The 12,184-nt window shown below is 60.2% G+C and carries 8 protein-coding genes and 1 pseudogene; 5 read left to right on the top strand and 4 right to left on the bottom strand.

What is annotated here, in order from left to right; genetic code table 11:
* Positions 1–17: 17 nt before the first annotated feature.
* Positions 18–1,049 (bottom strand): annotated as a pseudogene (locus tag ACEN8E_RS23715) (HAMP domain-containing protein); the annotation flags it as partial.
* 188 nt (positions 1,050–1,237) lie between these two features.
* Between ACEN8E_RS23715 and ACEN8E_RS23710 the strand changes: the two are divergent.
* The gene (locus ACEN8E_RS23710; protein ID WP_495590089.1) at positions 1,238–2,725 is read left to right on the top strand and encodes a helicase HerA-like domain-containing protein; all 1,488 of its coding nucleotides are present in this window, start codon (positions 1,238–1,240) and stop codon (positions 2,723–2,725) included.
* Between the two features lie 119 nt (positions 2,726–2,844).
* Here ACEN8E_RS23710 and ACEN8E_RS23705 read toward each other — a convergent pair whose 3' ends face one another.
* Complete coding sequence (locus ACEN8E_RS23705; protein ID WP_495590088.1) at positions 2,845–3,300, bottom strand: DUF721 domain-containing protein; 456 nt, start codon at positions 3,298–3,300, stop codon at positions 2,845–2,847.
* Positions 3,301–3,607: 307 nt separating this feature from the next.
* On the opposite strand from ACEN8E_RS23705, the gene secA reads away from it, so the two are divergent.
* The 4 genes from secA (at position 3,608) to ACEN8E_RS23685 (ending at position 9,396) form a co-directional block, all read left to right on the top strand.
* Positions 3,608–6,343: a preprotein translocase subunit SecA gene (secA, locus tag ACEN8E_RS23700; protein WP_495590087.1), complete on the top strand. Its 2,736-nt coding sequence runs from the start codon at positions 3,608–3,610 to the stop codon at positions 6,341–6,343.
* Positions 6,344–6,463: 120 nt separating this feature from the next.
* Entirely contained in the window at positions 6,464–7,681 is a 1,218-nt protein-coding gene (gene argJ, locus ACEN8E_RS23695; RefSeq protein ID WP_495590086.1) for a bifunctional glutamate N-acetyltransferase/amino-acid acetyltransferase ArgJ, read from the top strand.
* A 147-nt stretch (positions 7,682–7,828) separates the two neighbouring features.
* Positions 7,829–8,455, top strand: a complete 627-nt coding sequence (locus ACEN8E_RS23690; protein WP_495590085.1) for a glutathione S-transferase family protein — start codon at positions 7,829–7,831, stop codon at positions 8,453–8,455.
* Positions 8,452–9,396 (top strand): Nudix family hydrolase, encoded by a 945-nt coding sequence (locus ACEN8E_RS23685; RefSeq protein ID WP_495590084.1) that lies wholly within the window; start codon positions 8,452–8,454, stop codon positions 9,394–9,396. The genes ACEN8E_RS23690 and ACEN8E_RS23685 overlap by 4 nt, the downstream gene beginning before the upstream one ends.
* A 127-nt stretch (positions 9,397–9,523) precedes the next feature.
* Here the strand turns inward: ACEN8E_RS23685 and ACEN8E_RS23680 are convergent, their stop codons facing one another.
* Together ACEN8E_RS23680 and ACEN8E_RS23675 are read right to left on the bottom strand one after the other, a co-directional pair.
* Positions 9,524–10,105, bottom strand: a complete 582-nt coding sequence (locus tag ACEN8E_RS23680; protein ID WP_495590083.1) for a cob(I)yrinic acid a,c-diamide adenosyltransferase — start codon at positions 10,103–10,105, stop codon at positions 9,524–9,526.
* A gap of 2 nt (positions 10,106–10,107) precedes the next feature.
* Positions 10,108–12,144, bottom strand: coding sequence for a sensor histidine kinase (locus ACEN8E_RS23675; protein ID WP_495590082.1), 2,037 nt, complete (start codon positions 12,142–12,144; stop codon positions 10,108–10,110).
* Between the last annotated feature and the right edge of the window lie 40 nt (positions 12,145–12,184).

Raw genomic sequence — 12,184 nt, 5'->3', positions numbered from 1 at the left:
GAACCGTGGATACGCTCCACGAAACGGTTGAACGCGGTGCCGAGGCTACCGAATTCATCGTTGTTCACGATGGTCAGGCGTTTGGTCAGGTCGCCTTCGCCGTCGGCGATGTCGGCCATGGCCCGGGTCATGACGTGCAACGGCTGAATCAGGATGCGAATCAGCATGCCGAGCAGGGCGATGATGATGGCCACGGCGATGATGGTCGCGATGACCGCCGAGGTGCGGAACTGGCTGAGCATCGAGAAGGCCTTGTCCTTGTCCACCGACAGGCCGATGTACCAGTTGACCGACGACAGGCCCTTGATCGGGGTGAAGGTCACGATGCGGGTTTTGCCATCGACCTGGATTTCACTCATGCCACTGCTGATCGCGGGCGTATCTTGCGGGTAGACGTCCTTGAGCGTCTTCATCGCCAGCGCTTTGTCGGGATGTACCAGGATCTTGCCATCGGCGCTGACCAGGAAGGCGTAGCCCATGCCATCGAAATCCAGCGCATTGAGGCTGTCGGCGATCACCTGCAGACTCAGGTCGCCACCGACGACACCGATGTTCTGTCCATCCTTGATCACGCTGTTGACGATGGAAATCACCAGTTGGCCGGAGGCCAGGTCCACATAGGGTTCAGTCAGCGCCGAACCGCTGGTGCCTTGGGCGCTCTTGTACCAAGGGCGCGCACGAGGGTCATAGCCGTCGGGCATCTTGCTGTCCGGGCGAATGATGAAAGAACCGTCCTTGCTGCCCAGGTAGGCACCCATGAAGGTCGAAGTCACGGCTTTTTGCACCAGCAGGCTGGATACGTTGCCCGCCTCGGGATTGAGTGCGACGGTTTGCGCGAGGTTTTCTATCAACAGGCTGCGCCCGTTCAACCAGGTCTGGATGTTGTTGGCAGTGACTCTGCCCATTTCCTGCAGGTAATTGTCCAGGTCCTCACGAATGGCATTGCGCTGCAAATAGTCGTTGTACAGCGTGAATGAGGCGAAGGCGGCAATGACGATGAGGGCGGCGGCAAGCAGGATTTTATGGCTGAAACGCAGATTTTTGTTCATGGCTTGGGGTTCCGCTAAGGTCTTAATGTCCAGCGCGTGCTTTTATGAAGAGACGCACAACGGGCAAGGTTGAAAGCAAGTGAATTTTCCGACTCTCCTTAGGGAAATTTCTGACCAGATCGTGTCTGTCTGCTTTGTCGTTATTTCTATCGGCCGCGTAGGACCAAAGATTAATCATGGGTGACCAAATGCCTGATTCATTGCAACTCGTTATCGGTGCCGATCCCAAGGGACAGCCGATCGCCCAGGCCATGCGCCTGGCGAACCGCCACGGTTTGATCGCGGGCGCGACCGGTACCGGCAAAACCGTCACTTTGCAACGACTGGCCGAAGCCTTCAGCGATGCCGGGGTGGCGGTGTTCGCCGCCGACATCAAGGGTGACCTGTGCGGCCTCGGCGCCGCCGGCAACCCCCAGGGCAAGATCGCCGAGCGGATTGCCGGGATGCCGTGGCTCAACCACAAGCCTCAGGCTTATCCGGTGACGTTGTGGGACGTACACGGTCAGTCCGGTCATCCTTTACGCACAACCTTGAGTGAAATGGGACCGCTGCTGCTGGGCAGCCTGCTGGAACTGACCGACAGTCAGCAGTCGGCGCTGTACGCCGCGTTCAAGGTGGCAGACCGCGAAGGCTTGTTGTTGCTCGATCTCAAGGATCTGAAGGCGTTGCTCAATCATCTGCGGGACAACCCCCAGTTGCTGGGCGACGATGCAGCATTGATGACCACCGGTTCCAGCCAGGCGCTGCTGCGGCGTCTGGCGACCCTCGAGCAACAGGGGGCCGAAGCCTTGTTCGGCGAGCCGGCGTTGCAACTCGAAGACATCCTTCAACCCGCCGCGGATGGCCGCGGGCGCATTCATTTGCTCGATGCCAGTCGTCTGGTGCATGAAGCGCCGAAGGTCTACGCGACGTTCCTGCTGTGGCTACTGGCCGAACTGTTCGAGCAACTGCCTGAGCGGGGCGATGCCGACAAGCCGTTGCTGGCGCTGTTCTTCGATGAAGCCCACCTGTTGTTCAACGGTACGCCGCAGGCATTGCGTGACCGTCTGGAACAAGTCGTGAGGCTGATTCGTTCGAAAGGCGTGGGCGTGTATTTCGTCACCCAGTCGCCGGGTGACCTGCCGGATGACGTGCTGGCTCAGTTGGGTTTGCGCATCCAGCACGGTTTGCGTGCGTTCACCGCCAAGGAGCAGAAGTCCCTGCGTGCGGTGGCCGAAGGTTTCCGGCCGAATCCGGCGTTCGAGACGTTGTCGGTGTTGACCGAACTCGGGATCGGCGAAGCACTGGTCGGCACCCTGCAGGAAAAAGGTACGCCGGAAATGGTCCAGCGGGTGCTGGTAGCACCGCCGCAATCACGGATCGGGCCCTTGACCGGTGCCGAACGTACGGCGCTGATCGCCTCTTCGCCGTTGCAGGGTCGTTATGACAAGCCGATTGACCGTGAATCAGCCTATGAGGTGCTGATGGGGCGCAAGGGCCTGGCACCGGACCCTGAAGCGGCGCCAAGCAAACCAGCAGCTGAAGAACCGAGTTTCACCGAGCAGGCCGGGGAATTCCTCGGCACGGCGGCGGGGCAGGCGTTGAAATCGGCGATGCGCCAGGCGGCCAATCAACTTGGCCGACAGTTGGTGCGCGGGTTGATGGGGTCGTTGCTAGGTAGCAAAAAACGACGGTAGCGAGTGGACACAATCTAACTGTGGGAGCGAGCCTGCTCGCGAATTGGTGTGTCAGGCAACATCAATCTTGAATGTTACGCCGCCTTCGCGAGCAGGCTCGCTCCTACATGTGATCTATGTCAGGTTCTGGTTTTGGCGTGCGCCGCCAGTCGCTCCAGTGCAGCCCGCAGATTCGGGTCACTAATGCCATCAGCCGTGGCCTGAATGGTCGCGGCAGCATCATTGGACAAGTCCATGGTGTGCCCGACTGCACCCCGCTGAACGGTAGGCGGCTGGACCTTGAACAGAATTCGCGTGAGATTGTTGAACTCGTCAAACATCTGCAATTGCCGCTGCAGACGCTTTTGCTGGTAACGCAGGCGGGTTGCCCAATGGCCGTCGGTGACAATCAGCAACAAACTGCCTTCGCGCCAGGACGCCACGTGGCAATGTTCGCGCGCGGCGGGCTGCAATTGGCTTTCGAGCAAACGCTGCAGATGACCCAGGCGTTGAGCGTGGCCGAGAATGGCTTTCAGCGGCTTGGCTTCGCGTAGTAGAACGGCAGGTACTTTGGCCGTAAGTGGGCGAAATGCCATGATCAGACACCTGAAGTAACAGAGACGCCATGGTAGCAGAAAGCACCGAATGCACCCGCCCATTGCTTTTGTGAACGCTTTACCCATTAAATCAACAACTAACTTCTGCCTTGAACGGCTTGAAGTTGAGCAAAACGCCCTTATTTTAAGTGAGCCCCGTCAAAGCGCTGTGCCAGCATCGTGGAATATCGCCACTTTCCTCTCCTTCGTTTCCGGGTAGAATGCTCGTTCGCATGCGGCCATGAGGGCTGCACGGGCGACTCACGGGGCCGCCCTCCATCCCTTTAGTGTGGAAGATCCTGCCGATATGTTTGCGCCTTTGTTAAAGAAACTTTTTGGAAGCAAGAACGAGCGTGAAGTCAAACGCATGCTCAAGACGGTGCAACTCGTCAATGCCTTCGAAGAGCGAATGGTGGCCCTTTCGGACGATCAATTGCGTGCCAAGACCAGCGAGTTCAAGGCCCGCATCGCCAAAGGGGAAACCCTCGACAAACTGCTGCCAGAAGCCTTTGCGGTCGCCCGCGAAGCCGGCAAGCGTGTCATGGGCATGCGCCACTTCGATGTCCAGCTGATCGGCGGCATGACCTTGCATGAAGGCATGATCGCGGAAATGCGTACCGGTGAAGGCAAGACCCTGGTGGCAACACTGGGCGTTTACCTCAATGCGCTGTCCGGCAACGGCGTGCACGTTGTGACGGTGAACGACTACCTGGCCCGCCGTGACGCCAACTGGATGCGCCCGCTGTATGAATTCCTCGGCCTGACGGTCGGCGTTGTCACGCCGTTCCAGCCGCCGGAAGAGAAGCGCGCTGCCTACGCCGCCGACATCACCTACGGCACCAACAACGAATTCGGTTTCGATTACCTGCGCGACAACATGGCGTTCAGCATGGAAGAAAAATTCCAGCGCGAACTCAATTTTGCCGTGATCGACGAAGTCGACTCGATCCTCATCGACGAAGCCCGTACGCCGCTGATCATCTCCGGTCAGGCCGAGGACAGCTCCAAGCTGTACATCGAGGTCAACAAGCTGATCCCGCAGTTGAAGCTGCACGTCGAGGAAGTCGAAGGCGAAGTGACCCAGGCCGGTCACTACACCATCGACGAGAAGACCCGTCAGGTCGAACTCAACGAAGCCGGTCACCAGTACGTCGAAGAAACGCTGACCGGCATCGGCCTGCTGGCTGAGGGCGAGAGCCTGTACTCGGCGCATAACCTGAGCCTGCTGACTCACGTTTACGCCGGCCTGCGCGCGCACAAGCTGTTCCATCGCAACGTCGAATACATCGTGCAGGACGGTCAGGTCGTACTGGTCGACGAGCACACTGGTCGTACCATGCCGGGCCGCCGTTTGTCCGAAGGTCTGCACCAGGCCATCGAGGCCAAGGAAAACCTGAATATCCAGGCCGAAAGCCAGACGCTGGCGTCGACCACCTTCCAGAACTACTTCCGTCTGTACAACAAGCTGTCCGGCATGACCGGTACGGCCGACACCGAAGCGTTCGAATTCCACCAGATCTATGGCCTGCAGGTCATGGTGATTCCACCGAACAAGCCGCTGGCCCGTAAAGACTACAACGACCTGGTGTTTCTGACTGCCGACGAGAAATACGCGGCAATCGTGGCCGACATCAAGGAAAGCATGGCCGCCGGTCGTCCGGTGCTGGTGGGTACTGCCACCATCGAAACCTCCGAGCACATGTCCAGCCTGCTCGTGAAGGAAGGCATCGAACACAAGGTTCTGAACGCCAAGTTCCACGAAAAGGAAGCCGAGATCATTGCCCAGGCCGGTCGCCCGGGCGCACTGACCATCGCCACCAACATGGCCGGTCGTGGTACCGACATCCTGTTGGGCGGTAACTGGGAAGTGGAAGTGGCTTCCCTGGAAAACCCGACCCCTGAGCAGATTGCCCAGATCAAGGCCGACTGGCAGAAGCGTCACCAGCAAGTGCTCGAATCGGGCGGTTTGCAAGTGATTGCGTCCGAGCGTCACGAATCGCGCCGTATCGACAACCAGCTGCGTGGCCGTGCCGGTCGTCAGGGCGACGCTGGTTCCAGCCGCTTCTACCTGTCGCTGGAAGACAGCCTGATGCGCATCTTCGCCTCTGACCGGGTGAAGAACTTCATGAAGGCCCTGGGCATGCAGCCTGGCGAAGCGATCGAGCACCGTATGGTGACCAACGCCATCGAAAAGGCCCAGCGCAAGGTCGAAGGCCGCAACTTCGACATTCGCAAGCAACTGCTCGAGTTCGACGACGTCAACAACGAACAGCGTAAAGTGATCTATCACATGCGTAACACGTTGCTGGCCGCCGACAACATCGGTGAGACCATCGCCGACTTCCGTCAGGACGTGCTCAACGCCACCGTCAGCGCCCACATTCCTCCGCAATCGCTGCCTGAGCAGTGGGACGTGGCCGGCCTGGAAGCTGCGCTGCAGAGCGATTTCGGTGTGACGCTGCCGATCCAGCAATGGCTCGACGAAGACGATCACCTATACGAAGAAACCCTGCGCGAAAAGCTCATGAACGAGCTCATCGCGGCGTACAACGAGAAAGAAGACCAGGCGGGCGCCGAAGCGCTGCGCAGCTTCGAGAAGCAAATCGTTCTGCGCGTTCTGGACGACCTGTGGAAAGACCACCTGTCGACCATGGACCACCTGCGTCATGGCATCCACTTGCGTGGTTATGCCCAGAAGAACCCGAAGCAGGAATACAAGCGCGAGTCCTTCACCCTGTTCTCCGAGTTGCTGGATTCGATCAAGCGCGATTCGATCCGTGTGTTGTCCCACGTTCAGGTTCGCCGCGAAGACCCGATCGAAGAGGAGCAGCGCCTGCGCCAGGAAGCCGAGGCATTGGCCGCTCGCATGCAGTTCCTGCATGAAGAGGCTCCAGGCCTGGAGCAACCGGAAGTATTGGGCGAAGAGATTGACGTTGCTCTCGCTGCCGCACCGGTTCGCAACGAGCAGAAGCTGGGTCGCAACGAGCTGTGCTACTGCGGTTCGGGCAAGAAGTTCAAGCATTGCCACGGGCAGATTCAGTAAAACCCGTTTCAAACGCTGAAATACCCGCGCCGCGACCGGCTTCTGCCGTCGCGGCGTTTTACCATTCGAACCACCGTTTCCCTTGAGCGGTGCTGACATCATTTATAAAGGAGCGCATTCATGGCTGTTGGTCTTGGTCCTTTGCCAACGTTGCACCCGGTTGCCGGTTTTGAACTCGGTATCGCCTCGGCTGGCATCAAGCGCCCGGGGCGCAAGGATGTTGTGGTCATGCGCTGTGTCGAAGGCTCCACGGTTGCCGGCGTGTTCACCTTGAACGCCTTTTGCGCCGCACCGGTGATCCTGGCCAAGCAACGCGTACAAGGCCCTGTGCGTTACCTGCTGACCAACACCGGCAATGCCAACGCCGGCACGGGCGAACCTGGCCTGGCCGCCGCCGAGCGCACCTGTGCCAAACTGGCTGAACTGACCGGTGTCGATGCCAGCCAGGTGCTGCCGTACTCCACCGGTGTGATTGGCGAGCCGCTGCCTGTGGAGAAGATCGAAGGTGCGCTGCAAGCCGCCCTCGATGATCTGTCGATCCACAATTGGGAAGCTGCCGCTACCGGCATCATGACCACCGACACCCTGCCAAAGGGTGCCAGCCGTCAGTTCCAGCACGACGGTGTGACCATCACCGTGACCGGCATCAGCAAAGGCGCCGGCATGATTCGCCCGAACATGGCGACCATGCTCGGTTACATCGCCACTGACGCCAAGGTTTCCCGCGACGTATTGCAAAACCTGATGCTCGATGGCGCCAACAAGTCGTTCAACCGCATCACCATCGATGGTGATACGTCGACCAACGACTGCTGCATGCTGATCGCCACGGGTCAGGCAGCGCTGCCGGAAATCACCCGTGCCGAAGGCGAGTTGTTCGCCAAATTGAAACAAGCGGTGTTCGAAGTGTGCATGGACGTGGCCCAGGCCATCGTTCGCGATGGCGAAGGCGCGACCAAGTTCGTCACCGTTGAAGTCAACGGCGGCGGCAATCACCAGGAGTGCCTGGACGTCGGCTACACCGTGGCTCACTCGCCGCTGATCAAGACCGCACTGTTTGCTTCCGACCCGAACTGGGGCCGTATCCTGGCGGCTGTTGGCCGTGCCGGCGTTCCGGACCTGGACGTGAGCAAAATCGACGTATTCCTCGGTGAAGTGTGCATTGCCAGCCGAGGCGCGCGCGCGGCTACCTACACCGAAGCCCAGGGCGCGGCGGTGATGCAGCAGGAAGAAATCACCATCCGTATCGAGTTGGGTCGTGGTGATTGCAGCGAAACCATCTGGACCACCGACCTGTCCCACGAATACGTGAAGATCAACGCCGAGTACCGTACGTAAGACCGAGTTACCCCATTCGCGAGCAGGCTCGCTCCCACACTGGATTTGTGTACACCTCGAACCACTGTGGGAGCGAGCCTGCTCGCGATGGCGGTCTGTCAGTCACTCGCTAGACTGGCTTGTCCCCTTCATCAAAAGGTCCCGAACATGAGCCTGCACCTGATCATCGGCGACAAACTGCTTTCTTCCTGGTCCCTGCGTGGCGCCCTGGCTCTGGATCTGACCGGCGCGACCTACACCGAAGAACTGATCAAACTGAACCAGCCGGACACCCGCGAGCGTCTGCTCAAGCATTCGCCGACGGGCAAGGTCCCGCTGCTGAAAACCGAACACGGCACCATCGCCGACTCCCTGGCGATTGCCGAATACCTGGCAGAACAGTTCCCGGGTCTCTGGCCGAACGACATCACCGCCCGCACCCAGGCGCGCTCGGCGTGTGCGCAAATGCACAGCGGATTCTTCGCCATGCGCGGCAATATGCCGTTTGACCTGAGCCATGACGCCCCGTTGTCGCCGGTTCCAGCTGACGTTCAGGCCGACATCGAACGCATGTCGGCACTGTGGGCCGAGTGCCGTGCTGCCGCGACGGAAACCGGGCCGTACCTGTTTGGTCGCATCAGTCTGGCGGATGTGTTCTTTGCACCGATTGCCGTGCGCTTGCGCACCTATCAGGTGAAACTGTCTGCCATAGACGAAGCCTATGTCGAGACCCTCTACCAATGGCCGGCGTTCAAGGCCTGGCAGAAGGCCGGACTGGAGGAGTTGCAAAGGTGAAACGAGTTCATGTCGCTGCTGCCGTCATTCGCAATGGCAGTGGCCAGATCCTGATCGCCCGGCGTGCCGACTCGCAGCACCAGGGCGGCCTGTGGGAGTTTCCCGGGGGCAAGGTCGAGGCCGACGAGTCGGTCGAAACCGCACTGGCCCGCGAACTCCATGAAGAACTGGGCATCGTGGTCGGCGCGGCGCGCCCGCTGATCAGGATTCGGCACGATTACCCGGACAAGCAGGTGTTGCTGGATGTCTGGGAAGTCTCGGCATTTTCCGGCGAGCCCCACGGGGCGGAGGGGCAACCGCTGGCCTGGGTTACACCGCGTGATTTGTCGAATTACGAGTTCCCGGCGGCCAATCTGCCGATCGTCGCGGCTGCAAAATTGCCCGCTCAGTACTTGATCACTCCGGAAGATCTGGAAACTCCAGCGTTGCTGCGCGGTATTCAGAAGGCCATTGCCGGCGGCATCAAGCTTATCCAGTTGCGTGCACCGAACGGTTACGACCCGAAATATCGCGACCTGGCTGTCGATGCGGTGGGTTTGTGTGCCGGCAAGGCGCAATTGATGATCAAGGGGCCATTCGAATGGCTGGGCGACTTCCCGGCCGCGGGTTGGCACATTACCTCGGCGCAACTGCGCAAATACGCAGCGGCCGGGCGCCCGCTACCGGCATCGCGCTGGCTGGCGGCCTCGTGCCACAACGCTGAAGAGCTGGCATTGGCCGAACAGATGGGGGTGGATTTCGTGACCCTGTCGCCGGTTCAACCTACCCTGACTCACCCAGGCGCCGAGCCGTTGGGTTGGGAACAGGCGTCGAGCTTGATCGACGGGTTCAGCAAACCGGTGTTCCTGCTGGGTGGGGTTGGCCCGGCGGAGGTCGAGAAAGCCTGGGCGGCGGGTGCGCAGGGGGTGGCAGGGATTCGGGCGTTTTGGCCTGAGGCCTGATTCTGTGCTGTAGCTTCTGACGCCATCGCGAGCAGGCTCGCTCCCACAGGTGACCGCATTGTTGCCGAAGAAATGCGATCCCCTGTGGGAGCGAGCCTGCTCGCGAAGGCGGCCTGACAGCCGCCGACTAAACCTCAGGTTTCGCCGCAGGCTGCCAAAGAATCTCCGCCACACCCTGTCGCTTGGCAATCAACCGCGCGGCAACAAACAACAAATCCGACAACCGATTGATGTATGCCAGGCCAACCCCGGCCAACGGCTCAATCGCATTGAGTTGCTGACACCGTCGCTCTGCGCTGCGCGCCAGGCTGCGGCAGACATGAGCCTGGGCAATCAGCGTCGAGCCGCCGGGCAATATGAAGTTTTCCAGCGGCCCCAACTCTTCATTCCACACATCGATCGCGGCTTCCAGGCGTTCAATTTCCGCTGCATTCAGCGCCTGATACGCCGGCATCGCCAGTTCGCCACCGAGGTCAAACAATCGGTGCTGGCAAGGCGCCAAAACATCGATCACTTCCTGCAAACCTGCAAAGGCATGCGTTTGCGCCGCCAACCCGGCCAGCAACACGCCGACCTGACTGTTCAGTGTATCGACTTCGCCAATGGCCTCGATCCGCGGGTGATCCTTGGGGACGCGACGGCCATCGCCCAGTCCGGTCTCGCCTTTGTCGCCAGTGCGGGTGTAAATCTTCGACAAGCGAAAGCCCATGGTTACCTCGATAGCAGATTGAGTTCTTGCGAGACAGGCGGCGTGCTCGCCAGGGGCAGGCGCAAGGTGAAACAAGTGCCTTGGCCCAGGGTCGATTGCACTTCCATCTGTCCCTTATGGTTATTGGTGATGATGAAGTACGACACCGATAGCCCGAGTCCGGTGCCCTGGCCGATTTCCTTGGTGGTGAAGAACGGCTCGAAAGTCCGTTTGCGCACACTCTCGCTCATGCCGATGCCGTTGTCCTCGACCTGGATTTCCGCCCACGGCGGATTCAACCTGGTGCGCAGGATGATCCGCCCCGGCTCGCTGTCGTCTTCACGCTGGTGAATGGCTTGCGCGGCGTTTTTCAACAGGTTGAGCAGCACTTGCTCCAGTTCGTTGGCAGTGCCGGGGACCGGTCCCAGCGCCGGATCGAACTGACGAATGATGGCCTGGCCCTTGAAGTCGAAGCCGATCGCCAGGTCGAAATCGTTACCGGCGATCTCCACCGCCTGGTCGATCAGGGCGGGCAGATCGCAGGGGGCCATTTGCCGGGTGCTGCGACGGCTGAAACTGAGCATGTGGGTCACGATTTTGGCGGCCCGGGCCCCGGCCTGCTGGATGCCGTCGAGCAACTGCGGCACTTCGCGGGTTTGCAGATACTGATTGACCGTCGCCAGTTCGATTCCGGCCTGTTCGGCCATTTCAAGGTTCTTCGGCAGATCGGGCGACAGACGTCGACGAATGTTTTGCACGTTGTGCAGGATCGCACCCAGCGGGTTGTTGATTTCGTGGGCCATGCCGGCGGCAAGCCCCCCGACCGAAAGCATTTTCTCCGACTGCACCATCATCTCTTCCAGGGACAGGCGCTGGGTGATGTCGTCGATCCGGATCACCACACCACGCCCGGCACCGCCCATCAACGGATAGAACGTCAGGGCGTAGTGGCGGGGTTCGTCGTCCTTGAGCCAGGTGACACGTTCTATTTTGGCCACCGTATGCTGCTCGACCGTCTGCTTGAGTTGCGGCAAAAACGGCTTGAGCGGTTCGAAGGCAAGGAAGATGGGCTGGTTCAGGGCTTCATCGAGGCGTGTGCCGGACAGGGCGCTGGCTTCCTGGTTCCATTGAGTTACGTAGAGCTGTTCGTCGAGGGCGATCAGCGCCGACGGCATGGAGTCGATGATGCTGTTGAGGTAGTTCTGAAAGCCCGTGAGCTTTTTCTCGATCTTGCTGCGCACCTGGACTTCGAGCTCCAGTTTGCGGTTGGTATGGCGGGTTTCTTCGGCCAGACCCTGGGCCTGGTCGTAGGCCGCTTGGGAGTCGTCCCGAGCCCGCTTGAGCTGCTGCTCCCTGGCTTCGATTCGCGAGAGCATGGTGTTGAACGCTTCGGCGAGGCTGCCGATTTCATCGTGGTTTCCTCGCGAAGCGCGCAGTGCGTAGTTTTCTTCCCGGGTTACCTGACGGGACAACTCTTCGAGTTGGTGGATCGGCCGGGTAATCAGGCGCTTGATCTGGCGGGCAATGATCAGCCACAGCAGCACACTGAAGATCAGAATGCCCAGGCTGGCCGTCAGGGTCCCGGTGTAGAACGCCACCGGCAGTTCGCTCGTGGCCACCAGCAGCAGGTGCCCGGGTGCTGCACCGGGGCGGGGCAGGGTGATGACTTGATTGGTACGAAACTCGGTGGCCTGCCAGTCTTCGATATGCCGGAAACGCTTGGGCAGGTCCAGGTTGTCGCCATGCTGCAATTGCGCCAATTGCTCGCCCTTGCCGTCATACAGGGCGGCCGCGCGCAGCGGCGAATAGCTGTTGAGTTCCTGTAGCAGGCGCTCGGCGCTTTGTGGTGACGCCAGGGCTTCAGAGGCCAGGCTCGGGTTGGATACCAGTCGGCCAATGGTCTGCAGGGCCTGGGGCGCCATGCTTTCCTGGGAGATATAGTACGCGGCGCTGATAAAGGTCAGGTTGGCAACCAGCAGGACGGTGACCATCAGTACCAGCAGGGCGGCCAGCAGTTTCTGGCCGACGGGCAGGTTTTCAAGGCGCTGGCGCAATGGCATCTGATTCATCGCAAAGAAGGAACAAGTGGCCAGCGTAGCC

This window comes from Pseudomonas sp. Pseusp9, from assembly GCF_059491265.1.
The sequence above is the reverse complement of the archived record's forward strand: the minus strand, read 5'-3'. Positions and strand labels throughout refer to the sequence as shown.

Coding starts and splice junctions, on each gene's coding strand:
- ACEN8E_RS23710 (WP_495590089.1), top strand. CDS start 1,238: ATGCCTGATTCATTGCAACTCGTTATCGGTGCCGATCCCAAGGGACAG.
- ACEN8E_RS23705 (WP_495590088.1), bottom strand. CDS start 3,300: ATGGCATTTCGCCCACTTACGGCCAAAGTACCTGCCGTTCTACTACGC.
- secA (WP_495590087.1), top strand. CDS start 3,608: ATGTTTGCGCCTTTGTTAAAGAAACTTTTTGGAAGCAAGAACGAGCGT.
- argJ (WP_495590086.1), top strand. CDS start 6,464: ATGGCTGTTGGTCTTGGTCCTTTGCCAACGTTGCACCCGGTTGCCGGT.
- ACEN8E_RS23690 (WP_495590085.1), top strand. CDS start 7,829: ATGAGCCTGCACCTGATCATCGGCGACAAACTGCTTTCTTCCTGGTCC.
- ACEN8E_RS23680 (WP_495590083.1), bottom strand. CDS start 10,105: ATGGGCTTTCGCTTGTCGAAGATTTACACCCGCACTGGCGACAAAGGC.
- ACEN8E_RS23675 (WP_495590082.1), bottom strand. CDS start 12,144: ATGCCATTGCGCCAGCGCCTTGAAAACCTGCCCGTCGGCCAGAAACTG.